Origin of the sequence: Mycobacterium sp. MS1601 (assembly GCF_001984215.1) — a bacterium.
GTDB lineage: Bacteria > Actinomycetota > Actinomycetes > Mycobacteriales > Mycobacteriaceae > Mycobacterium.
In genome coordinates, this window is the sequence record NZ_CP019420.1 from 3,218,539 (window position 1) to 3,241,138 (window position 22,600).

Consider the following 22,600-nt stretch of genomic DNA (forward strand, 5'->3'; position numbering starts at 1 on the left):
GAATCCACCGCCCTGGTGCAGAAAAGAAGCCCGATCTACGGGTCGCGGGGCAGCCCCAGTAGCCGTTCGGCGATGATGTTCAGCTGCACCTCGGAGGTGCCGCCGTAGATGGTGGTGGCGCGGCTTCCCATCAGCCATTCGATCCATTTGCCTTGCGGCGTACCGGTATCGCCGATCACCGCGTCGGTGCCGAACGAGGACACGGCGAACTCGGCGTAGCCCTGTCCGGTCTTCATCGCCAGCAGCTTGGAGATCGCCGCCGACGGCATCGCATCACCGCCGGCCAGGGTGAGCAGCGTCGAGCGCATGTTCATCAGCTTGGCGGCGTGACCTTCGGCGATCAGCGTGCCCGCACGGTTCTGCTCGATCTGGTCGAAGTGCCCGTCTTTGATGAACTGCACAAAACCGTCGAGGGTGGCCAGGAAGCCCGGCTCGCTGCTGCCGATCGAAACCCGTTCGGCGGTAAGGGTATTGCGGCTGACTTCCCAGCCTCGGTTGACCTCACCGAGCACCATGTCGTCGGGCACGAACACGTCGTCGATGAAGACGGTGTTGAACATGGCGTGGCCGGTGAGCTCGCGCAGCGGCTTGACCTCCACGCCCTCGGCTTTCATGTCGAGCAAAAAGTAGGTGATGCCCTGGTGTTTGGGGGCGCTGGGATCGGTGCGGGCCAACAACGCACCCCACTGCGACACCTGGGCGCCGGTGGTCCAGATCTTCTGGCCGGTGATGCGCCAGCCGCCGTCGACCTTGGTGGCCTTGGTGCTCAGGCTGGCCAGATCTGATCCGGCGCCGGGCTCGGAGAACAGCTGGCACCAGATCAGCTCGCCGCGGAATGTCGGTGGCAGGAAACGCTGCTTCTGCTCGTCGGTGCCGAAGGCAACGATCGACGGGATCAGCCACGCCGCGATGCCCATGGCGGGACGGCGCACCCGACCGGCCGTGAACTCCTGGGCGATGATGATCTGCTCGATCGGGGTGGCTGCGCGGCCCCACGGGGTGGGTAGATGCGGCTGCACCCAGCCGGCCTCGGCAATGGCGACAGTGCGCTCCTCACGCGGAAGTTCTTTCAGCGCAGTTACTTCGGCGCGGATCTCTTCGCGCAGCTTCTCGGTGTCGGGATCGAGGTCGATGTCGATGCCGCGCATCCCGGTGGTGGTCGCGGTGTCCACCACCTGCTGCGGGTAGTCCTCGGCACGGCCGAAGCATGCGGCCAGCAGCAGTGCGCGGCGGTAGTAGACGTTGGTGTCGTGCTCCCAGGTGAAGCCGATGCCGCCGTGCACCTGGATGCAGTCCTGCGTGCAGTGCTGGGCGGCCACGGGTGCCAGCGTGGCAGCGACGGCCGCGGCGAAATCGATGTGTTCGTCCTGTTCATCGATCGCTCGCGCCGCGTCCCACACCGCGGCGGTGGCTCGTTCCGTGGTGGCGATCATCCCGGCGCACTTGTGCTTGACGGCCTGGAACTGCCCGATGGGCCTGCCGAACTGCTCGCGGATCTTCGCGTACTCGGCGGCGGTGTCGGTGGCCCAGCGCGCGACGCCGACGGCCTCGGCCGACAACAGGGTGGAGATCAGCGCCCGGGCGCGCGGCCTGCTGAGGTTGGACAGCACCCGGTCGTCGGGGACCTCGACGGCGTTGACGCGCACGTGGGCGACTGGTCGCAACGGGTCCACACTCTGGACGGGCTCGATCTCGACGTCGTGGTCGTTTTCGAAGGCGTCGAGCACCACCCATTCGTCGCTGGACTCGATGGCGACGGGCAGCACCAGGATCGACGCCTGCGCCGCGGCGGGCACCGCACGCACCTCACCACGGATCACCAAGGCGTCACCCTGGCGCGTCGCCGTCAGTCCGGAGTCGATGGCGTAGGCCGCGATGGCCGCACCGGAGGCCAGGTCCGTCAGCAGCGCGCTGTTGGGGTCGTGCGCTGCGATCAAAGCGCTCGCGACGGCCGACGGCACAAAAGGCCCCGGCACCGCGCCATAGCCGAATTCGGCCAAGGCGATCGCCAGCTCGAGGATGCCGAACCCTTGCCCACCGACGGACTCCGCGAGGTGGAGGCCCTGCAGTCCCTGATCTGCGGCGGCCTTCCAGTAGGGCGGCGGGTTCCCCAGCGGCGTCTCGAGCGCCTCGTGCAGAACCTCCGACGGCGCCACCCGCGCCACCAGCGACCGCACCGAATCGGCAAGGTCTATGTGCTCAGGATTGATCGCAATCGGCATCGTTGCCCATCCTCTGCTTCAACCGGTTGGTTGGGACGAGCCTACAGGGCACGTGACAGGTGTCAGCCGACCTGGTTGATGACGCAGTACGACGGCTTGCCCTCGTAGAGACGCCGGCAGTTGCGCACCGCCGAGGCCAGGTAACGGGCCACTGTGTCTGCGGTGTAGTAGCTGACGTGCGGCGTGAGCAGCACGTTGTCCAATGCCAACAGCGGGCTGTCGGTGGGTGCGGGCTCCACGGCAAACACGTCGAGGCCGGCGGCAGCCAACTGGCCGCTGCTCAGCGCGTCCACCAGCGCGGCCTCGTCCACCACTGCGCCGCGCGAGGTGTTGACCAGAATGGCGCCGGGCTTCATCTTCGCCAACGCGTCAGCGTTGATCAGCTTCTCTGTTGCGGAGGTCAGCGGCAGGTGCAGTGACACCACATCGCTGGCCTTGAGCAGGTCGTTGAGCGACATCCAGCCGACATTGTGCTCATCGCGGGTGGTGCTGGTGTGCACCACCTTGGTGCCCATGGCACGCAGGATCTGTTCGACGCGCTTGGCGATGCTGCCGTAGCCGACCAGACCGACGGTGCAGCTGCCCAGGTCGCGGACCTTGTCGCCGAGGCTCGGATCAGCGGGCCAGCCGCTGCCGTCACGGGTGGACCGGTCGAGTTGGGGCAGCCGGCGCATGGCGGCCAGCATGAACAGCACGGTGGCCTCGGCCACCGACGCCGCATTGGCGCCCGGGATGTTGGCGACGGCAACACCACGTGCGGTGGCGGCCTCGACGTCGATGGTGTTGACGCCCGCGCCCAGCTTGTTGATCAGCTTGAGCTTGGATGCCTTGGCAATGTCGTCGGCGGACAACGGACGCAGGTTGTGCCAGATGACCTCGGCCTCGGGCAGTTCACGGTAAAAGGTCTCGTCGTCGTCCTCGGCCACCCAGTGGATGTCGAGCCACTCGGATTCTTCGGCGACCTGTTCGACGGCTTTGCTGCTGGGCTGGAAATGCGCGAGGACTCTCAGCGCCACCGTTTTGTTATCCACTTGGCGATCGTATCGGCCTGCTCACTGCGAGCCCCCGGCGTGGTGAAGTAGTGGTCGGTCTCCATGGAATGCAGAGTTTTGTCGGCGCCGGCCAGAGCGTCGTGGATCCGGCGGGCGTCGGAGGGGAACACACCGGTGTCCTGGTTGGCGTTGATCACCAGCGCAGGGCAGGTGATGCGCTGCAGGTGCGGGTCGGCGCGGGTCTGCGCGTGCCGCAGGCTCCACATGCTCAGCCAGTTGCGCAGGGTGCAGGCCGCCGCGATGCCGTGGGCGGACCGGTTGGCCCTTGCCGGCACCCCGGCGTAACAGAGATTGGGCGTGCGATTGGTGGGCTCGATGGACGGGTCCACCATCCGGGGGTCGGCCCACGTGCGCATCACGGTGAACGGCCGATCCGAGAATCCGGCGGCGCGCACCCGTTTGAACTCCTTTTCCACCCAGTCGGTGATCGCGTGGTTGCGGGAGGCCTGGGCCTTGCGATAACGGTTGACGAAGGCCGCGTCGAACGGGGTGCTGCGCCCGGAGAACAGATCGAGTTCGGGGTCAGTGGCCACCGGGTCGTGTTCGTCGATCACCGCGGCGTCCATCCAAGCGGTCAGCACGTCGGGTCTGCCGGGATGAGCGGCGCTGGCGATGTAACCGTCGGCCGGTGGCAGTTCCCCGAGCCCGGGGGCGGGCCGCATCCCGTCCAGCGGGCGTACGTTGGGGTCGACCGCCTGGGACTGATATGCCGCCATCAGCGAACCTCCACCCGAATTGCCCAGCAGAACAACGGTTTCCACGCCGGCGACGTCTCGGAGCCAACGTACGCCCACGCCGATGTCCACCAGCGCGTGGTCCAGCAGGAAGCTGCTCTCGAAGCCGCGGAAGCGGGTGTTCCAGCCCAGGAAGCCGATACCGCGGGTGGCGATGTAGTCGGCGAGATAGTGCTCGGAGAAATCGATTTGGTAGTGCGAGGCGATCAGCGCGACCTTGGGTTTGCGGCCGACGCCGCGGTAGTACAGGCCTTGGCACGGATGCCCGCCCGCGCCGGCGCGCCGTGCAGAGGGTGACGACAACCCGACGAACTCTCTGATGACCCCCGGTGTGCTCATGGCAGGTCAATGTCCTTCCCGAGTACTGGATCCGATGTTAGGTTCTGGGATCGGTTGTCGAGGAGGTTTGCAGCACCCGAGGCGGCGGAACTCCGGCACCGTCGTGAATTCAGGCGCGGAACAGTCGCGGTTCGTTGAGTTGGTCCAGGATCGTCTGAAGTTGGTCCACCAGATCCTCAGGACTCAAGGCGATCTCGCCGGACAACCACGCTGACAGTGCCTGACCCACGCCACCCACGACGAAGTGGGCGATGGCGCTGATGCGGCTGTTGCCGGGCATCTGCAGCGCGGACTGGATGTGTTCGCGCGACAGCATCGCGAAGATGCCACCTTGCTCGGCGCGCTTGAGTAGCAGCACGCGGTTGGACAGCCTTGTGCTGAACAGGAGTCTGCCCACTCGGGGGTCCTCGGCGATGATCGCCACGATGTTGGCGATGCCGGCACGGTTCTGTTCGGCCGCCGGTGCGGCCGCCACCGCTGCCTGCGTGGTGGCGGCCAGGCGGCCCGTCACGGAGTCGAACACGGCGGCGACGAAGGCCTCCTTGTCGGTGAAATTCTCGTAGAAGTACCGCAGTGCCAGCCCGGCCTGGCGGCAGATGGTGCGCACCGTCAGGTCCTCGGGGGCGTCCTCCCCGCCCAGCAGGTCCAGTCCGGCGTCGAGGAAGCGTTGGCGGCGCGACGCATCGCGATCACGTGCGCCGACGCCGCGGTAGGGCCGTAGCTGTGCCACGCGAGACATCTTGACACCTGTCGACTGCCGTGGGCAAGATCGTGAAACAGCTGTTCTCACATTTAGCCATGGGGTGAGTTCTATGACGATCGCGGATCCGGCTTCCAACGTCGAACGGGCGATGAGTGAGGCCCCGCGGACGCCTACCTCGTCGCGCCGGTCCCGCCGCGTCAGCGGTATCGATGACGGGCTGATGGGCATCGCGCTGCTGCTCGGCCCGGCGAACGTGATCATGCAGCTGGCCCGCCCCGGCGTCGGTTACGGAGTGTTGGAGAGCCGGGTCGAGAGCGGACGGGTGGACAGGCACCCCGTCAAGCGGGCTCGCACCACCTTCACCTATCTGGCGGTGGCGGGCCGCGGTTCCGATGAACAGAAGGCGGCATTCCGCCGGGCCGTCAATCGGGCGCACGCGCAGGTGTACTCCACCGACAAAAGCCCGGTGAAGTACAACGCCTTCGACAAGGACCTGCAGCTGTGGGTCGCCGCCTGCCTCTACAAGGGTGCGGTGGACGCCTACCGGACGTTTGTCGGTGAGATGGACGACGAGATGGCCGATCAGCACTACGCCGACAGCGTGCACCTCGGGACCACGCTGCAGGTGCCCGCGCAGATGTGGCCTGCCGACCGTGCCGCTTTCGACAAGTACTGGCAGAGCTCGCTCGAACAGGTCCACATCGACGACGCCGTCCGCGACTACCTCTACCCGATCGCGGTCAGCCGGATCCGCGGAGTGCGGTTGCCCCGGTTGCTCCAGGAGCGCTGCGAGGCACTGGCACTGCTGATCACCACCGGTTTCCTGCCGCAGCGATTCCGCGACGAGATGCGGCTGCCGTGGGACCCGCAGCGGCAGCGCCGGTTCAACCGCCTGATACGAGTGTTGCGGACGGCCAACGGGGTGCTGCCCCGGCCCATCCGGCAGTTTCCGTTCAATGTTCTGTTGAAGGACCTGGACTGGCGCATCAGGACGGGCCGTCCGCTGGTCTGAGCGTGTCGGCCGTAGTGGAACGCAACACTTTCGGGAACTGCCGGCCGCCGTCGGGCGGTGCGTCGTGACGATCACCTCTCTGCGGGTGCCGCCGCCGCGCGCCTCTGGGTAAAAGACCTGTTCAGGGCGGCAATCGGATTGCCCGCGGGGGCCTACGTGACCGGACGAACGTCTCGACAGTTAGCTTATGCAATGCTAACTTCAGCAAAGTTGGCCATGGCCTGACCAGCCAGGAGAGACGCGGGGGTTGTTCTGTTGTGTCCCCGATACAGGAGCCCATGAATACTCGGTTTGACACCCGGCGCGTCGATGGGGACATCGTCAGTCGGTTCGCGACGTCCTGCAAGGGCCTCGGGTTGACGGTTTATGACCGCCGCCGTCCGGCTGATCTGGCCGCGGCCCGGTCGGGCTTCGCAGCGCTGACCAGGATCGCCCATGACCAGTGCGACGCGTGGACCGGACTGGCTGCCGCCGGCGACGTCTCGTTGCCGGTGTTGCAGGCGATCTCGTCCACCGCGGACACCGCGGGCGTGCTCCAGCGCCTGGTCGAACTGTCCCCTGGCGCCCTCTGCTTCACCTACGACACGGGGTTGTATCTCCAGTTCCAGGCCGACGGGCCCGACGACTTCCACCTTGCCTATGCAGCGGCCCTGGCCGCTGATCAGAAGTTTGCCGAAGCGGATGCCATCGTGACGCAGGTGCTGGCCCGACGGCCGCATCTGGCACAGGCTCGCTGGGTCGCTGCCGCACTGCACTTCCGCGCCCAGCGGTGGTCGGACGTGGTGAAACTGCTGACTCCCATCGTCAACGACACCGCGCTGGACCCCGTCTTCAGCCACGCCGCCAAGATCACCCTCGGCACGGCCCTGGCTCGGCTGGGCATGTTCGCGCCTGCGCTGTCCTACCTCGAGGAGCCGGCGGGACCCTGCGTGGTGGCCGCCACCGACGGCGCACTGGCCAAGGCACTCGCGCTGCGCGCCCACGGTGAAGAGGCCGAAGCCGCCGAGACGCTGCAGGATCTCTACGCCGCGCACCCGGAGAACCAGCAGGTCGAACTCGCACTGTCGGACCCGAGCTTCCACATCGTCACCACCACGGCCGCCCGGATAGACGCACGGTCGGACCCGTGGGATGTCCACACCGAACCTGGCGAAGCGGACTTCGTCGACCCCGGCGCGCACGACCGAAAAGCCGAACTGCTGGCCGAAGCCGAACAACAACTCAGTGAGTTCATCGGCCTCGACGAGGTGAAGGACCAGGTGGCGCGGCTGAAGAGCTCGGTCGCCATGGCACTGCTGCGCCAGGAACGTGGCCTGGCCGTCGCACAGCGCTCACACCATCTGGTGTTCGCCGGCCCCCCGGGAACCGGTAAGACCACCATCGCCCGGGTGGTCGCCAAGATCTACTGCGGCCTGGGCTTGCTGCGCAAGGAAAACGTTCGCGAAGTGCACCGCGCCGACCTGATCGGCCAGCACATCGGTGAGACCGAGGCCAAGACCAACAGCATCATCGACAGCGCGCTCGACGGAGTGCTGTTCCTCGACGAGGCCTATGCACTGGTGGCCACCGGCGCCAAGAACGACTTCGGGCTGGTGGCCATCGACACCTTGCTGGCCCGCATGGAGAACGACCGCGACCGCCTCGTGGTCATCATCGCCGGGTACCGAGCAGACCTGGACCGCTTCTTGGACACCAACGAAGGCCTGCGCTCCCGCTTCACCCGCAGCATCGACTTCCCGTCCTACAACGCTGCCGAACTGGTCGAGATCGCCAATGCGATGGCCAAACAGCGCGACAGCGTCTTCGAGCAGGCCGCCCTCGACGACCTGCAGGAGCTGTTCGGTCAGCTGGCCACCTCCACCAGTCCCGACGCCGCAGGCGTGGAGCGCCGCAAGCTCGACATCGCGGGCAACGGCCGCTTTGTCCGCAACGTGGTGGAGCGGTCCGAGGAGGAACGTGAGTTCCGCCTGGATCACTCCGAACAGGCCGGAACCGAAGCATTCACCGACGAGGAGTTGATGACCATCACCGCCAGTGACGTTCGTGGCGCGGTGGTGCCGCTGCTGCGTGGGCTCGGCCTGGCGGTGCCCGCATGACAAGCGGGGGCGACGACAGGCAGGGCTTTTCGTCCCGCACACCGGAGAACTCGAACCCGCAGAAGGTGACCTACCGCCGCGGGTTCGTCACGCGCCACCAGGTCACCGGCTGGCGGTTCGTGATGCGGCGCATCGCCTCCGGCGTGGCGATGCACGACACTCGGATGCTGGTCGACCCGCTGCGCTCGCAGTCGCGCGCAGTCCTGATGGGCGTGCTGATCTTGGTCACCGCAGTGCTGGGCTGCTTCGTGTTCTCCTTCATCCGACCCGGTGGCGCGGCAGGGGATGACCCCGTGCTGGCCGACCGTGACACCGCGGCGCTGTACGTGCGCGTCGACGACCAGCTGCATCCCGTGCTCAACCTCACCTCGGCCCGGCTGATCGCCGGCCGAGCGGTGAACCCGGAACAGGTGAAAAGCTCTGAGCTGGACCGCTTTCCGCGCGGCAGCATGATCGGAATCCCGGGGGCGCCGGAACGCATGGTGCAGGCCGCCGACCGCGGCGCCAACTGGACGGTCTGTCAGGGCAGCGACGCCATCGCTCCCGGAGTGACCGTGCTGGCTGGCGCGCCGTCGGGTGCCGGCGAGCAGGCCGCTGCGCTGGCCGCAGATCAGGCGGTGCTGGTGGACACCGGTTCTGGAATGTGGCTGCTGTGGAACGGGCAACGCAGCCCCATCGACCTGAATGACCGCGCCGCCACCGGCGCGCTGGGACTGGGCACCAGTCTCCCTGCGCCGCGGCCCATCTCGACAGGTCTCTTCAATGCCATCCCGGAGGGGGTGGCGCTGCGCGCACCACAGATCCCCGGTGCGGGCGAGTGGGCACAGTTCCCCCTGCCGGTCGGGGCGCCGGTCGGCTCGGTGGTGGTGGCCTACGGTGCCGACAACACCCTGCTGTACTACGCGGTGCTGTCGGACGGCCTGCAGCAGATCTCGCCGGTGCTGGCGGCGCTGCTGCGCAACGCCAACTCCCACGGTCTGCAGCAGCCGCCGCGCCTCGGCGCCGACGAGATTGCCGCGCTGCCGGTGTCGCAGGTGCTGGACGCTGACGCCTACCCGGACCAGCAGCTGCGGCTGGTCGACGCGGCCAGCTCCCCGGTGACGTGTGTCAACTGGGCCAAACCCGTTGACGCCAGCACCAGTTCGTTGACCCTGCTGGCCGGGGCTGCGCTGCCGGTGGCCGACGGGGTGAGCACCGTCGACCTCGCCGCCGGCCCGGCCAGCCGGGTGGCCATCCCGGCCGGCACCGGCTACCTGGTTCAGACCGTGGGAGCCGAGGCTGCCGCACCCGCTGCCGGTGCGCTGTTCTGGGTGTCCGACACCGGCGTCCGGTACGGCATCGAAGCCGCGGGGAACGCCGATGAATTGGCCAAAACTGTTTCTGCGCTGGGATTGACGGAGCCAGCCACCCCCATTCCGTGGCCGGTGTTGTCGTTGTTCAGCCCCGGCCCGGCGCTGTCGAAGGATGGTGCTCTCGCGGTGTACCAGACGCCGTCCCAGAATCCAGGCAACGGTGAGATCCGATGAGCCGGCTGATTTTCGAGGCCCGGCGTCGGCTGCCCCGGCCGAAGGCGAGCAAGGGCACCATCACCATCGAGGCTCCGCCGGAGTTGCCGAGGGTGGTGCCGCCGTCGCTGTTGCGTCGTGCGCTGCCCTACCTGATCGTGCTGTTGATCGTCGGCATGATCGTGGCGCTGGTGGCCACCGGAATGCGGCTGATCTCGCCGACCACGCTGTTCTTCCCCTTTGTGCTGCTACTGGCCGCCACCGCTCTCTACCGCGGCAACGACAACAAGATGCGCACCGAAGAGGTGGACGCCGAACGGGCCGACTACCTGCGTTATCTGTCCGTGGTCCGGGACAACGTGCGCGCGCAGGCGGACGCCCAGCGCGCGTCGCTGCAGTGGTCGCATCCCGAGCCGGCCGCCTTGGCGACGGTGATCTCCGGGCCGCAGGGCCCTCGTCGGCTCTGGGAGCGTGACCCGCACGATTCCGACTTCCTGGTGCTTCGGGCCGGGCGCCACGACGTGCCGCTGGACACGGCGCTGCGGGTCAAGGACACCGCTGCCGACATCGACCTGGAGCCGGTGTCCTACAGCGCATTACGCAGCCTGCTCGACGCGCAGCGCACGGTGCACGCCGCACCGGTGGGGATCGATCTGACCAAGGTCTCGCGCATTACCGTCGTCGGGGACATCGACGAGTCCAGGGCGGCGGTGCGCGCCTGGCTGGCGCAGGCCGTCACCTGGCATGACGCCGGTGTCGTCGGCGTGGCACTGGCCAGCCCACAGCTGGAAGACCCGGCCTGGTCGTGGCTGAAGTGGTTGCCGCACAGCGATATTCCGGGACAGATCGACGGTACCGGTCCGGCTCGTCATCTTGCCGCCACCGCCGACGAACTGATCGCGGGCATCGGTCCCGCACTGGCCGACCGTGAGCTGTTCACCGGCACCGCCGACGACACCTTGCGGCACTTGATCATCGTGATCGACGATCCCGACTACGACGTGAGCGGATCGGTGCTCTCGGTGGCCCTTGCCGGCGTCACCGTCATCCAGATCTCCCGCACCGAACCTGATGCAGACCAGTACCCGGATCCCGAGCGACCGGTTCTGAAGGTGTCAGCAGGCAGCATCCAGCGGTGGCTCACCGGTGGTTGGCAGCCCTACATCGATCAGTCCGACACGTTGAGCGCGGCCGAGGCCGGCCATCTGGCGCGCCAGTTGTCGCGCTGGGACTCCAACCCCACACACGCCGGACTGCGTTCCGCGGCGACTCGAGGCGCCTCGTTCACCACCTTGTTGGACATTGCCGATGCCTCCCAGTTGGACGTACCCACCCTGTGGGCGCCGCGGCGGCGTGAGGACGAACTGCGGGTTCCCATCGGCGTCACCGCCACCGGCGAACCGTTGTTCTTCGACCTCAAGGACGAGGCCGAGGGCGGGATGGGGCCGCACGGCCTCATGATCGGCATGACAGGCTCGGGTAAATCCCAGATGCTGATGTCGATCCTGTTGTCGCTGTTGACCACTCATTCGGCCGAGCGGCTGATCGTCATCTACGCCGACTTCAAGGGCGAGGCAGGCGCCGACATCTTCCGCAATTTCCCCCAGGTCGTCGCCGTGATCTCCAACATGGCCGAGAAGAAATCGCTGGCCGAGCGGTTCGCCGACACCCTGCGTGGTGAGGTGGCCCGACGCGAGAACGTGCTGCGTGAGGCGGGCCGTCGCATCCAGGGCAGCGCGTTCAACTCTGTGACCGAGTACGAGGCGGCCCGCCAGAATCAAACACAGTCGGCGGCCATCGATCTTCCCCCCATGCCCACGTTGTTCGTGGTGGCCGACGAGTTCACCCTCATGCTGGCCGATCATCCGGAGTATGCGGAGTTGTTCGATTACGTTGCGCGCAAGGGCCGCTCGTTCCGGATCCATATCCTCTTCGCGTCGCAGACCCTTGACGTCGGCAAGATCAAGGACATCGACAAGAACACGTCGTACCGGATCGCTCTGAAGGTGGCCAGCCCGGCGGTGTCCCGCCAGATCATCGGTGTCGAGGACGCCTATCACATCGAATCGGGCAAGGAACACAAAGGCGTCGGCTTCCTGGTGCCCGCACCCGGCGCCGAGCCCGTGAAGTTCCGCAGCACCTACGTCGACGGCATCTACGAACCGCCACGTCGGCCGACATCGTTCGTGGTGCCGGCGTCGCCGGAACCCAAATTGTTCACTGCCGCAGCGGTGGAACTCGATCAGGACGTCGTGCTGCTGGAGTCCGGCGAAGTCCCCGTGGGGCCCCCGAAGAAACTGGTGGCCACCGTCGGTGACCAACTCATGCACTACGGACCGCAGGCGCCCGCGTTGTGGCTGCCGCCGCTGGACGAGCCGGTACCACTGACCTCGGTGCTCGCCAGTGCCGGCATCGGCGAGCGGCAGTGGCGCTGGCCGCTCGGCGAGATCGACCGGCCTTTCGAGATGCGCAGGGATGCACTCGTGTTCGACGCCAGATCCGCATCCGGCAACCTGGTGATCCACGGCGGGCCCAAGTCGGGCAAGTCCAGCGCCTTGCTCACGTTCATCCAGTCCGCGGCAGAATTGCACAGTCCCCGCGAGGTGACGTTCTACTGCCTGGATTACGGCGGCGGCGCCCTGCAGGAGATCGCGGACCTGGCGCATGTCGGCAGTGTCGCGTCCCCACTGGACGGCGAGCGCATCCGGCGCACCTTCGGTGAAATCGAGGCGCTGCTGGAGTCCCGCCAGCGCAGTGGTGACCGCGCAGTCAACGGAGTCTTTCGGGATGGCTACGGACACGTGTTCCTGGTGATCGACAATCTGTACGCGTTCGGCAGGGACAACACCGATCAGTTCAACACCCGTAACCCGTTGCTGGCCAAAGTGACCGAGCTGGCCAACTCCGGCCTGGCGTACGGCATCCACGTGGTGCTGACCACCCCGAACTGGCTCGAGGTGCCGCTGTCCATGCGGGACGGCCTCGGGCTGCGTCTCGAACTGCGGCTGCCGGATCCGCGGGACAGCAACGTGCGTGTCACCGGCGCGCTGCGCAGGCCGGCCGAGAGCGTGCCGGTGGACCAACCGGGCCGCGGTCTGACCATGGCCGCCGAGCACTTCCTGTTCGCTGCTCCACAGCTGGAGCGGGTCGCCGAGCTCAACGCCCGCCACGCGGGGGTGGCCGCGCCGCCGGTGCGCCTGCTGCCCACCAATCTCGAGCCGGCTGCGGTGGCACCGCTGTACCGCGGCGGCGAGCGCATCGTGATCGGGCAGCGCGAGGACGATTTGACGCCGGTGCTCGCCGACTTCGCCGAGCAGCCGTTGATCATGGTGTTCGGTGACACCCGGTCGGGAAAGACCACCCTGCTGCGGCATGTCATCCGGACCGTGCGGGAGAACTCGACGGCCGACCGGGTGGCGTTCACAGTGATAGACCGCCGTCTGCACCTGGTCGAGGAGCCGCTGTTCCCGGACAACGAGTACACCCCGAACATCGACCGGATCACCCCGGCGATGCTGGGGCTGGCTGGGTTGATCGAGAAGCGCCGTCCGCCGCAGGGGCTGTCGGCACAGGAACTGCGGAACTGGAGCTACTCCGGGCACATTCACTATCTGTTGATCGACGATGTGGACGCCATCCCGGACACCCCCGCGATGTCGGGGCCATATGTGGGACAACGGCCGTGGACCCCGCTGATAGGCCTGCTGTCGCAGGCGGCAGACCTCGGGCTCCGGGTGATCGTGACCGCGCGGGCCACCGGATCGGCGCATGCGCTGATGACCAACCCGTTGTTGCGTAGGCTCAACGATCTGCAGGCGACCACGCTGCTGCTGTCGGGCAACCCCGCCGAGAGCGGAAAGATCCGCGGACATCGCTTCAGCCGCCAGCCTGCAGGTCGTGCGCTGTTGCTCGACGACAGCGATTCAGCAACCCATCTACAGCTGGTGAACCCGCTGTTGGGGTCCGAAATCGAAGACAGTCGGCAAAGTAGAGGAAGGCATCAGTCATGACTCTTCGTGTAGTTCCACAAGCTTTGATGGCCGCTAGTGCGGCAGTGGAGGCCCTGACCGCCAGGTTGGCGGCAGCGCACACCGCGGCAGCTCCGGCCATCACCGCGGTGATTCCCGCCGCCGCCGATCCGGTGTCGATTCAGACCGCGGCGGGTTTCGGGGCGCAGGGCGCCGAGCACTCCGCGGTTGCCGCCCAGGGTGTCCAGGAACTCGGGCGTTCCGGAGTGGGTGCCGGTGAGTCCGGCGCGAGTTACGCCACCGGCGACGCCCAGGCTGCCGTCACATATCTGATCGCTCGCGGCGGCTCATGACCGCGCCGGTCTGGATCGCCTTCCCACCTGAGGTGCACTCCGCGCTGTTGTCGGCAGGTCCGGGCCCCGGCCCGCTGCTGGCGTCATCGGCGGCGTGGAGTTCACTGTCGGCCGAGTATGCCGCGGCCGCAGCGGAACTCACCTCGATTCTGGGTTCGGTCCAGGCCGGAGCCTGGCAGGGGCCCAGCGCGGAGCAGTATGTCGCCGCCCACGCGCCCTACCTGGCGTGGCTCACCCAGGCCAGCGCCAACAGTGCCGCAGTCGCGGCTCAGCAGCAGACGGCCGCAGCGGCTTACACGGCAGCACTGGCCACCATGCCCACGCTGCCTGAACTGGCCGCAAACCACGCCCGGGGCGCCGTGCTGGTGGCTACCAACTTCTTCGGCATCAACACCATTCCGATCGCGGTCAACGAAGCGGACTACGTTCGGATGTGGATCCAAGCTGCCACCGCCATGGCCACCTACCAGGCGATCTCGGGTACCGCGCTGGCCTCGGCGCCGCGCACCACACCCGCACCGTTTGTGCTGACACCCGGTGTGGGAGAGGTCGGTTCGATGTTCGCCACACTCACCGGCGCCGGCGCGCAAGCCCAGGCCACGGAGTCGGGGTCGGCCACCGACATCGCCAACATCATCAGTGAACTGCTGAAGTTCTATCAGCAGTTCACCGACTCGTTATTCCAACCGCTGATCGACTTCTTCCAGGATCCGATCGGCAACACCATCAGGCTGATCACCGACTTCCTCACCAATCCCGTTGCTGCACTGCAGACCTGGGGTCCATTCCTGTTTGCCGTTGCCTACCAGGCGGTGTCGTGGATCGGCGCCTCGTTGACCTATCCCCAGTTGCTGATCCAGCCGCTGCTGGCCCTGACGCTGGGCATTCTGGGCGGCGTGGCCCAGAAGCTGCTGGAACTGCTCAAGCTGCTGGAGCTGCTGCTCAACCTGCCGCCACTCGACATCCCCGCTGCGGCAGCGCCCGTGGCAAACCAGCCGAGCTTGCCCGCGGCCGGCATCTCCTCCCCGGGCGGTGGCACTGCCGGCACCACAGCCACTGCACCAGGTCCTGGAACGGCCACCACACCCGCAGGCAGTGCGCCTGCGGCGCCCGCGGCCCCGGCGGTGCCGTATGCGGTGCAGGGGATGGATCCGGAGGGCGACGCCGGCCCCACCCTCACCGAAGGGGACAAAGCCAGTGCCCCGGCCTCGGACATGGCTGCCGCCAGTTCGGCTGCCGCACTGGCCGCGACGCAGGCGCGCCGCAAGGCCCGCCGTCGCCGCGGCTCCGAGATCAAAGACCGCGGCCACCGCGACGAGTTCATGACGATGGACGGTGGACCGAGCGCGCCGGCGGCCGAGGAGGAGCCGGCCCAGCGCATCACCGCGCAGTCGTCGCAGCAGGGTGCCGGAACCCTGGGCGCCTCCGGGTTCAGCGGCACCCAGACCAAGACCGACGCGGCCGATGCCGCGGGACTGACCTCGCTGGAAGGTGATTCGTACGGCAACGGGCCCAGCGTGCCGTTGCTGCCCAACACCTGGGCCGCCGACGAGGCCTCTCGAGGAGAGGGGGAGCCACCTGAGCGAGGTCGCTAGTGCCCCGAAAACTGTTTATCGACAAGGAGAAAAATCATGAGCATGTTGGATGCCCATATCCCACAGATCGTGGCGTCGGAGTCCGCCTTCGCCGCCAAGACGGCGCTGATGCGCAGCACCCTCGCCCAGGCCGAACAGGCCGCGATGTCGGCGCAGGCTTTCCACATGGGTGAGTCCTCGGCCGCTTTCCAGGCTGCGCACGCCCGCTACGTCGAGGTCGCCGCCAAGGTGAACGCCCTTCTTGACCTCGCACAGGTGAACCTCGGTGAGGCAGGGGCCACCTACGTCGCGCAAGATGCCGCCGCCGCCACCACGTACGGAGGAATCTGATGTCCCAGATCATGTACAACTACCCGGCGATGATCGGTCACGCCGGTGAGATGTCCGGTTACGCAGGGGCGCTGCAGGCCGTCGGCGCCGACATCGCCGCCGAGCAGGCTGCGCTGCAGGGCGCTTGGCAGGGTGACACCGGCCTGACCTACCAGGCCTGGCAGGCGCAGTGGAACACGGCCATGGAGGAGCTGGTCCGGGCTTACCGCGCCATGGCGGCCACGCATGAGACCAACACCGTCTCGATGCAGGCTCGCGATCAGGCCGAAGGCGCCAAGTGGGGCTAGTGGGACGACCGTGCGCGCAGCCAACGCCGTCGAACTGACCGTAGACGGAGCCTGGTACATCGCCGACGCCGTGGGCGCAGGCACACTGCCGTGGGTGCTGGGTATCACCACTCCGTACCAGGACGCCGGCCAACGAGCCGGTTTTGTGGACGGGCAGATTCAGGAGTTGACCTCCCTCGGTGTCATCTGCGGTGGGCGCATATCCCCGGCGGTCGAGGAATGGTTCCGGGTGGTGTGCTTCCCGCAGCGATGGTTGGAGCTGCGGTACGTGCGGGGCGCTTCCGGAGAACTGTTGCGCGGCATTGTTGCCCGACGCGGCGAGCACACCGTGGTGGCGCTGCGTAACGCCCAATTGGTGACGCTGAGCGCGTTGTCGGTCGACGACCCCTATGCGCTGGTCCCGATCCTGGCTGTCGGACTCGGCAATCGGGACGCCGCCCGCTTCGAGGAGTTCTCGCTGCCCGCCCGGGTGGGGGCCCGCGCCGACGCCCAGTTGCGTGACGGAGCCGATCTCGCCGGGGTGCTCGACTACCTCGGTGTCCCGGACTCGGCCCGCCACGTGGTCGAAGCGGTGTTCCGTGGCCCGCGCAGTTATGTGGAGATCGTCGCGGGGCAGCGCGGCGACGGCACCCACAGCACCACGAAGGTGGGCATCGCCCTGGTGGACACCGAAGAAGGACGCCTGGTGGTCAGCCCGGCCAAAGCCGCCGACGGCGAGTGGGTCTCCACCTTCGCGCCGGGCACCTCGTTCGCCATCGCCATGGCGATCGACAACCTGACCGCCACCCTGCCCGACGGGCAGTGGTTCCCCGCAACGCATCTGGCGCGCGACTTCACCGCGCGCCGGGCCTGATCGACGAAAACCGAAAGAGAAGAACCGCTACATGAGTGAGTCCACGACTTACGAACTCACCCCGGGCCACACGCCGGTGCTGCCGATCGTCCGCGTGGCGATCCTGTCCGACAGCCGGATCGCCGAGGTGGCACTGCCCGCCGAGCTGCCGCTGCGTGAGATCCTGCCCGCGGTGCACCGGCTGCTGCCCGGCGGTCCAGCGGACTCCACGCCACAGCAGGTCAGCCTCGCCCCGATCGGCGGCGCACCGTTCAGCCTGGACGCCAGCCTGGACACCGTTGGTGTTGTCGATGGTGATCTGCTTGCCCTGGCACCCGTTCCGGCGGGCCCGGCCGCACCCGGCATCGTCGAGGACATCGCCGATGCCGCGGTCATCTTCTCGACCTCGCGACTGCGGCCGTGGAACATCCGCCATGTCCAGCTGGGGGCACGGGCGGCGGTAGTGGCGGTGATCCTGGCCGTCACCGCTGTGTCTGTGACCCACACACTGGCCGCCAACCTGCCCTACGGTCTGTACGCCGTCGCCGTGCTGGCCGCCGTCACCGCCGTCGCCGCACTACTGCTGCGGGCCCGCTCCCAGAGTGCCGCGGTGGAGGTGTCGATTGCCGCGCTGGCGCCCATCGGCGCGGCGTTCTATCTCGCCGTCCCCGGAGACCTCGGCTCCGCGCAGGTGCTGCTGGCCGCGGCAGGTGTCACCGCATGGTCGCTGATCAGCGTCATCCTGGCCCCCGAGAACTCGGTGGCCCCACGTGCCTTCTTCACCGCCGCCACCGTCGTGGGCGCCGGAGTTCTGCTGGCAGCCGGTGTTTCGGCCATCTGGCCCTCCCTGCCGGTGATGTCGCTGGGGTGCGGGCTGATCGTCGCAGCGCTGCTGGTGACTGTGCAGGCGGCGCAGCTTTCGGCCATGTGGGCACGGTTACCTCTGCCCGTCATCCCGGCGCCCGGTGACCCCACACCGTCGGCACCGCCGTTGTCGGTGCTGCGCGACCTGCCGCGACGGGTGCGCATCAGTGAAGCGCACCAGACCGGTTTCATCGCGGGTGCGGTGGTGCTCTCGGTGCTCGGGGCGGTCGCCATCGGGGGACGCCCCGAGTCGCCCAGCCTGTGGGGTTGGTACGTGGTGGTGGCCACCGGGGTGGCCGCCGTCCTGCGGGCCCGCGTGTGGGACACCGTGGCCTGCAAGGCGTGGCTGCTGGCGCAACCTCACCTGGTGGCCGTGATCCTGCTGGTGGTGTTTCTCACCCAGGGCCGCTACTTCGCCGCGCTGTGGACCACCGCGGTGCTCCTGGGTCTGGTCGCGGTGTGGATCTTCGTGGCCGCCAACCCGAAACTTGCTTCCGCCGAGAGCTATTCGCTGCCGATGCGCCGCCTGGTCGGATTCCTGGCTTCCGGTGTCGACGCCTCGCTGATCCCTGTGATGGCCTATCTGGTGGGGATCTTCACCTGGATCCTCGATCGATGATCCGGTTCGCACTCCGGTGCGTGGCCGTCGGCGCGGTGATGACGCTGGCCGCGGCCCCCGCCGCGTGGGCCATCACTCCGCCGGAGGTCGACCCGAACTTCGTGCCGCCACCCGGTACGGCGGGGCCACAGACACCGATGACCCAACGCGGCGAATGTGTGGTCACCGGGCTGACGTCGGGATTCGACGCCGCCGCGGTTCCCGGTGCGCAGACCATGCTGAATCTGGCTGGGGCGTGGCAGTTCTCGCGCGGTGAAGGTCAGACGGTGGCGGTGGTGGACACCGGGGTGCAACCCGGCCCGCGGCTGCCCAACGTCGACGGTGGCGGCGACTACGTGGCCAATGGCGACGGGCTCACCGACTGCGACGGCCACGGCACCCTGGTGGCCGGCATCATCGCCGGCCAACCCGGTGCTGATGGCTTCTCCGGCGTGGCGCCGGCCGCTCGGGTGCTGTCGATCCGTCAGACCTCGGCGATGTACGCGCCCACCAGCCCCAGTGAGGATCAGGACGCACAACGGGCTTCGATTGCCGTCGACTCGCTGGCCCGCGCCGTGGTGCGCGCCGCCGACGAAGGAGCGCGCGTCATGAACATCTCGGCGATCACCTGCCTGGGCACCGACAGCACCATCGACCAGAACCCGCTGGGCGCGGCCTTACGCTACGCCGCGGTGGAACGCGACGTGGTGATCGTGGCCGCCGCGGGCAACGCGGGTCCCGAGGGTATGGGTGGTGGTCTGGCGTGCCAGTCGAATCCGCTGAACAACACCGGAACTCCGGATGATCCGCGCAACTGGGCCGGCGTGGTGTCGGTGTCGCTGCCGTCGTCGTGGCAGCCCTACGTTCTTTCCGTGGGATCGCTGGCACCCGACGGCCAGCCGTCGCCATTTGCCATGTCGGGTCCGTGGGTGGGAATCGCCGCGCCCGGACAGAACATCGTGTCGGTGAGCAACTCCGCGGAAGGTGGCCTGGCTGATGGCATCCCCGACAACCGTGACGGCCTGGCTCCCGTCCACGGGTCCAGTTACGCCGCGGCCTATGTGGCGGGAGTGGCGGCACTGGTCCGCAGCCGGTTCCCGGACATGCCTGCGGCACAGGTGATCGAACGCCTGACCGCCACCGCGCACAACGGCGCGCAGACTCCGTCCAATCTGGTGGGCGCCGGGACTGTCGACCCGGTGGCTGCCCTGACCTGGCAACTGCCGGAACCCCAGGCTGCGGGCATCACCCAGATCGCCGCCCCTGAACCGCCGGAGCCGGCCAACCAGCTGCCACGCAATATCGCCCTCGGCGGCACCGCGGCACTGGCACTTGTGGTCGCTGCGACCGCCCTCGTGGTGCAGCGCCGGAAGGAGACAACTCGATGACGGGCCGATTGATGCTTGCCCTGCTGGCGGTGATCCCCGCCGCGATGGCCTACCCGTGGCAGAGCACCCTGGACTGGTGGCTGCTGGGTATTGCAATCACTGTGGTGATCGTGGTGTTCGCCTGGTGGCGAGGGACTTTCGCTACCACCGTGGTGCGCAGGCGGCTGGCTCTGCTGCGTTCTCACGACGAGCCGCGGCACCTGGTGGCGCACACCGACTCCGACGCCCACACCACCGTGGTGCTGACGGTGCAGTCCGGCTCAGAGGTGCCGCTGCCGACGTTGGCGAGCTATCTCGACCGCTACGGCGTGCGTTGTGAGGCGGTCAGGGTGACTCGCCGCGACACCGTGGCCGGCACTACCACCTGGGTGGGGCTCACACTCTCGGCTGCCGCCAATCTGGCTGCGCTGCAGGCGCGTTCCCAGGATCTTCCGCTGCGGAAGACCGCGGAAGTGACCTTACGTCGACTGGCTGATCACCTTCGTGAGCTCGGCTACCAGGTCTCGACCGTCGATGTCGACGTTCCCGAGCTGGCCGGCCCGGACGCCAAGGAGCGCTGGCGCGCCGTCGAGGACGGCGCCAAGGGGTACGTCACGTGTTACTCGGTACCCGCCGACGGCGGACTGGACCAGACTCTCGACGAGCTGCGTACGACAGTGGGTACCGAGGTGTGGACCGCCGTCGAACTCACCGGGGTACCCACCCGTCCCGACATCACGGCCGTCTGTGCCGTGCGCAGCGAGGAGCCGCCCGCCGCAGCCCCGTTGCCGAACCTGCAGCCGCTGCGTGGACGGCAGCGTTCGACGCTGACGGCGCTGCACCCGGAGTCCACGCGGTTGCTTGCCGTCAGTACATGACGGGTGCCGGGAACTCCGTCATCCGCCGCAGGTAGCCCCCAGGTCGGCGATCACCAAGAGGTCGACGGTGGCGCGCTGAGCCGTCGTCAGTTCGCAACGGTTGGGCCCGCGTCCGCCGGCGTCAGCGCCAGGTACGCCCAGGAGCGGATCGGTGTGATGGTGACGCGTGTTGTCATTCCAGTCCGAACAGCCGGGCGGCGTTGTCGAACAGCACGTTGCGCACCCAGCGATCGTCGACACCTGGCCTGTCGGTGATGGCGCGGAGTGCGTCGGCGTAGCTGTAGGGGATGTTCGGGAAGTCGCTTCCGAACAGGATCCGTTCACCCGCGTCGCGGAGCTGCGGCGTGAGCTCGGAGGGAAACGGCATCGTCTCCTCGGAGAAGCCGGTGAACGCCATGGTCGTGTCCAACCGCACCTGCTCGTGCGACAGGCACAGATCGAGGAACTCGCCGTACTCGGGCATGCCCATGTGCGCGATGATCAGCGGCAGCCGCGGAAAGCGGCTCAGCAACCGCGCGATCGGGGCGGCTCCGGTGTGGTTACCGGCCACCGGACCAGAGCCGCAGTGGATGACCACCGGCACCTGTGCGTCCTCGACGGCACCCCACGCCGAGTCCAGCAGGGGGTCGTTGGGGTCGTAGTCGCCGACCTGGATGTGCACTTTGAACACGCGGGTACCACCGGCGATGGCAGCGTGCACATACCCCGTGGCTGTGGGTTCCGGATAGAACGTGGCGGTGGACAGGCAGTCCGGTGTCTCGGCGGCGAATCGGGCTGCCCACTGATTCAGCCATGCCGCCATGTCCGGCTTGTGCGGGTACACCAGCGACGTGAACGCCCAGACGCCGAAGTCGCGCAGGGTGCGCACCCGCTCAGCCTCGTCGGCGCGGTAGGTGATGGGCCATTCCCGGCCGATCAGCGGGCCTTGGGCATCGAAATACTGCCACACCTTGTCCATCACCGGCTTCGGCATGAAGTGGGTGTGTACGTCGATGACGCCGGGCAGTCCCAGGGACTCCCAGATGGCTCGTACTGTTTGGGTCTCGGGCATCGTCCACCATGATTACAGGTGTGTGGAACCCCGATGTGTACCTGGCTTTCGCTGATCACCGCAGCCGCCCGTTTTTCGACCTGACGGCGCGCATCGACTGTTCGGAGCCGAGGCGGGTGGTGGATCTGGGCTGCGGTCCCGGTAACTTGACTGCCACGTTTGCTCAGCGCTGGCCGCAGGCGGTGATCGAAGCGCTGGACAGTTCGCCGGAGATGGTGGATGCGGCGCGGGCCCGTGGTGTGGACGCCTCGGTGGGCAGTGTCACGGATTGGTCGCCGGCCGCCGACACCGATGTGGTGGTCTCCAACGCGACGCTGCACTGGGTGCCCGAGCATCCTGACCTGGTGGTGCGCTGGGCGCAGGAGCTGGCTTCGGGTTCGTGGCTGGCGTTCCAGGTTCCGGGCAACTGGGAGGCGCCGTCACATACGGCACTGGTGGACGTGGCCAGGCGGGAACAGTTCGCAAAATCCTTACAAGACATGCCCTTCCAGGAAGGTCCGGTGGTGCGGGCTCCTGCTGACTATGCCGGCTTGCTGATTGACGCCGGGTGCACGGTCGACGCTTGGGAGACCACTTATGTGCACGAACTCACCGGGCCGACACCGGTTCTGGATTGGATCACCGGGTCTGCCCTCACCGCGGTGACGAGTCGGCTGTCCGAGGAGGCCTGGCAGCAGTACCGTGAGCAGCTGATCCCGCTACTGGCCCAGGCCTATCCGGCCCGCTCCGACGGCCGCACTTTCTATCCGTTCCGGCGGATATTCGTGGTGGCCCGCAAGAACTGAATCCACCCCCACGCCGAAACCGGCGATGC

Annotated in this window: 18 protein-coding genes; 13 read left to right on the forward strand and 5 right to left on the reverse strand. The window is 67.6% G+C overall.

Features of this window, described 5'->3' with window-relative positions; all coding sequences use genetic code 11:
- Positions 1–35: 35 nt before the first annotated feature.
- From BVC93_RS15720 to BVC93_RS15735, 4 genes are all read right to left on the reverse strand, one after another.
- Positions 36–2,222 carry an acyl-CoA dehydrogenase gene (locus BVC93_RS15720; RefSeq protein ID WP_083738275.1) on the reverse strand — a complete coding sequence of 729 codons (2,187 nt, stop codon included), beginning with the start codon at positions 2,220–2,222 and terminating at the stop codon, positions 36–38.
- Positions 2,223–2,284: 62 nt separating this feature from the next.
- The gene (locus BVC93_RS15725; protein ID WP_442928959.1) at positions 2,285–3,253 is read right to left on the reverse strand and encodes a 2-hydroxyacid dehydrogenase; all 969 of its coding nucleotides are present in this window, start codon (positions 3,251–3,253) and stop codon (positions 2,285–2,287) included.
- A complete protein-coding gene (locus tag BVC93_RS15730) occupies positions 3,229–4,347 on the reverse strand; it encodes an alpha/beta hydrolase (protein ID WP_083738276.1) in 1,119 nt (372 codons plus the stop codon). The genes BVC93_RS15725 and BVC93_RS15730 overlap by 25 nt, the downstream gene beginning before the upstream one ends.
- Before the next feature lie 109 nt (positions 4,348–4,456).
- Positions 4,457–5,086 (reverse strand): TetR/AcrR family transcriptional regulator, encoded by a 630-nt coding sequence (locus BVC93_RS15735; RefSeq protein ID WP_083738277.1) that lies wholly within the window; start codon positions 5,084–5,086, stop codon positions 4,457–4,459.
- Between the two features lie 73 nt (positions 5,087–5,159).
- On the opposite strand from BVC93_RS15735, the gene BVC93_RS15740 reads away from it, so the two are divergent.
- The 12 genes from BVC93_RS15740 to eccE all read left to right on the forward strand — a co-directional run bounded on the left by BVC93_RS15740 (position 5,160) and on the right by eccE (position 20,735).
- Positions 5,160–6,062 (forward strand): oxygenase MpaB family protein, encoded by a 903-nt coding sequence (locus tag BVC93_RS15740; RefSeq protein WP_083738278.1) that lies wholly within the window; start codon positions 5,160–5,162, stop codon positions 6,060–6,062.
- 278 nt (positions 6,063–6,340) lie between these two features.
- Complete coding sequence (eccA, locus tag BVC93_RS15745) at positions 6,341–8,158, forward strand: type VII secretion AAA-ATPase EccA (protein ID WP_083738279.1); 1,818 nt, start codon at positions 6,341–6,343, stop codon at positions 8,156–8,158.
- A complete protein-coding gene (gene eccB, locus BVC93_RS15750) occupies positions 8,155–9,684 on the forward strand; it encodes a type VII secretion protein EccB (RefSeq protein WP_083738280.1) in 1,530 nt (509 codons plus the stop codon). The genes eccA and eccB overlap by 4 nt, the downstream gene beginning before the upstream one ends.
- Entirely contained in the window at positions 9,681–13,673 is a 3,993-nt protein-coding gene (gene eccCa / locus BVC93_RS15755) for a type VII secretion protein EccCa (protein WP_083738281.1), read from the forward strand. Before eccB ends, eccCa begins: the two co-directional genes overlap by 4 nt.
- Positions 13,670–13,984: a PE family protein gene (locus BVC93_RS15760; RefSeq protein WP_083738282.1), complete on the forward strand. Its 315-nt coding sequence runs from the start codon at positions 13,670–13,672 to the stop codon at positions 13,982–13,984. The genes eccCa and BVC93_RS15760 overlap by 4 nt, the downstream gene beginning before the upstream one ends.
- Positions 13,981–15,579 (forward strand): PPE family protein, encoded by a 1,599-nt coding sequence (locus tag BVC93_RS15765; RefSeq protein ID WP_083738283.1) that lies wholly within the window; start codon positions 13,981–13,983, stop codon positions 15,577–15,579. The genes BVC93_RS15760 and BVC93_RS15765 overlap by 4 nt, the downstream gene beginning before the upstream one ends.
- A gap of 36 nt (positions 15,580–15,615) precedes the next feature.
- Positions 15,616–15,909: a type VII secretion protein EsxS gene (locus BVC93_RS15770; protein ID WP_083738284.1), complete on the forward strand. Its 294-nt coding sequence runs from the start codon at positions 15,616–15,618 to the stop codon at positions 15,907–15,909.
- Complete coding sequence (locus BVC93_RS15775) at positions 15,909–16,196, forward strand: WXG100 family type VII secretion target (RefSeq protein ID WP_083738285.1); 288 nt, start codon at positions 15,909–15,911, stop codon at positions 16,194–16,196. Before BVC93_RS15770 ends, BVC93_RS15775 begins: the two co-directional genes overlap by 1 nt.
- Positions 16,197–16,206: 10 nt before the next feature.
- Positions 16,207–17,049: an ESX secretion-associated protein EspG gene (locus BVC93_RS15780; protein ID WP_236949981.1), complete on the forward strand. Its 843-nt coding sequence runs from the start codon at positions 16,207–16,209 to the stop codon at positions 17,047–17,049.
- 31 nt (positions 17,050–17,080) lie between these two features.
- Positions 17,081–18,511, forward strand: a complete 1,431-nt coding sequence (gene eccD / locus BVC93_RS15785) for a type VII secretion integral membrane protein EccD (RefSeq protein WP_083738287.1) — start codon at positions 17,081–17,083, stop codon at positions 18,509–18,511.
- Positions 18,508–19,878, forward strand: a complete 1,371-nt coding sequence (gene mycP, locus BVC93_RS15790; RefSeq protein ID WP_083738288.1) for a type VII secretion-associated serine protease mycosin — start codon at positions 18,508–18,510, stop codon at positions 19,876–19,878. The genes eccD and mycP overlap by 4 nt, the downstream gene beginning before the upstream one ends.
- Positions 19,875–20,735, forward strand: coding sequence for a type VII secretion protein EccE (gene eccE / locus BVC93_RS15795; RefSeq protein WP_083738289.1), 861 nt, complete (start codon positions 19,875–19,877; stop codon positions 20,733–20,735). The genes mycP and eccE overlap by 4 nt, the downstream gene beginning before the upstream one ends.
- A 172-nt stretch (positions 20,736–20,907) precedes the next feature.
- On the opposite strand, the gene BVC93_RS15800 is transcribed toward eccE, so the two are convergent.
- Positions 20,908–21,786: an amidohydrolase family protein gene (locus tag BVC93_RS15800; protein WP_083738290.1), complete on the reverse strand. Its 879-nt coding sequence runs from the start codon at positions 21,784–21,786 to the stop codon at positions 20,908–20,910.
- 20 nt (positions 21,787–21,806) lie between these two features.
- Between BVC93_RS15800 and BVC93_RS15805 the strand changes: the two genes are divergently transcribed.
- Positions 21,807–22,571: a trans-aconitate 2-methyltransferase gene (locus BVC93_RS15805; RefSeq protein ID WP_083738291.1), complete on the forward strand. Its 765-nt coding sequence runs from the start codon at positions 21,807–21,809 to the stop codon at positions 22,569–22,571.
- The last annotated feature ends 29 nt before the right edge of the window (positions 22,572–22,600 follow it).

Excerpts from the sequence above, each read along its gene's own strand:
- BVC93_RS15720 (WP_083738275.1), bottom strand. The coding sequence starts at position 2,222 with ATGCCGATTGCGATCAATCCTGAGCACATAGACCTTGCCGATTCGGTG.
- BVC93_RS15730 (WP_083738276.1), bottom strand. The coding sequence starts at position 4,347 with ATGAGCACACCGGGGGTCATCAGAGAGTTCGTCGGGTTGTCGTCACCC.
- BVC93_RS15735 (WP_083738277.1), bottom strand. The coding sequence starts at position 5,086 with ATGTCTCGCGTGGCACAGCTACGGCCCTACCGCGGCGTCGGCGCACGT.
- BVC93_RS15740 (WP_083738278.1), top strand. The coding sequence starts at position 5,160 with ATGACGATCGCGGATCCGGCTTCCAACGTCGAACGGGCGATGAGTGAG.
- eccA (WP_083738279.1), top strand. The coding sequence starts at position 6,341 with ATGAATACTCGGTTTGACACCCGGCGCGTCGATGGGGACATCGTCAGT.
- eccB (WP_083738280.1), top strand. The coding sequence starts at position 8,155 with ATGACAAGCGGGGGCGACGACAGGCAGGGCTTTTCGTCCCGCACACCG.
- eccCa (WP_083738281.1), top strand. The coding sequence starts at position 9,681 with ATGAGCCGGCTGATTTTCGAGGCCCGGCGTCGGCTGCCCCGGCCGAAG.
- BVC93_RS15760 (WP_083738282.1), top strand. The coding sequence starts at position 13,670 with ATGACTCTTCGTGTAGTTCCACAAGCTTTGATGGCCGCTAGTGCGGCA.
- BVC93_RS15765 (WP_083738283.1), top strand. The coding sequence starts at position 13,981 with ATGACCGCGCCGGTCTGGATCGCCTTCCCACCTGAGGTGCACTCCGCG.
- BVC93_RS15770 (WP_083738284.1), top strand. The coding sequence starts at position 15,616 with ATGAGCATGTTGGATGCCCATATCCCACAGATCGTGGCGTCGGAGTCC.
- BVC93_RS15775 (WP_083738285.1), top strand. The coding sequence starts at position 15,909 with ATGTCCCAGATCATGTACAACTACCCGGCGATGATCGGTCACGCCGGT.
- eccD (WP_083738287.1), top strand. The coding sequence starts at position 17,081 with ATGAGTGAGTCCACGACTTACGAACTCACCCCGGGCCACACGCCGGTG.
- mycP (WP_083738288.1), top strand. The coding sequence starts at position 18,508 with ATGATCCGGTTCGCACTCCGGTGCGTGGCCGTCGGCGCGGTGATGACG.
- eccE (WP_083738289.1), top strand. The coding sequence starts at position 19,875 with ATGACGGGCCGATTGATGCTTGCCCTGCTGGCGGTGATCCCCGCCGCG.
- BVC93_RS15800 (WP_083738290.1), bottom strand. The coding sequence starts at position 21,786 with ATGCCCGAGACCCAAACAGTACGAGCCATCTGGGAGTCCCTGGGACTG.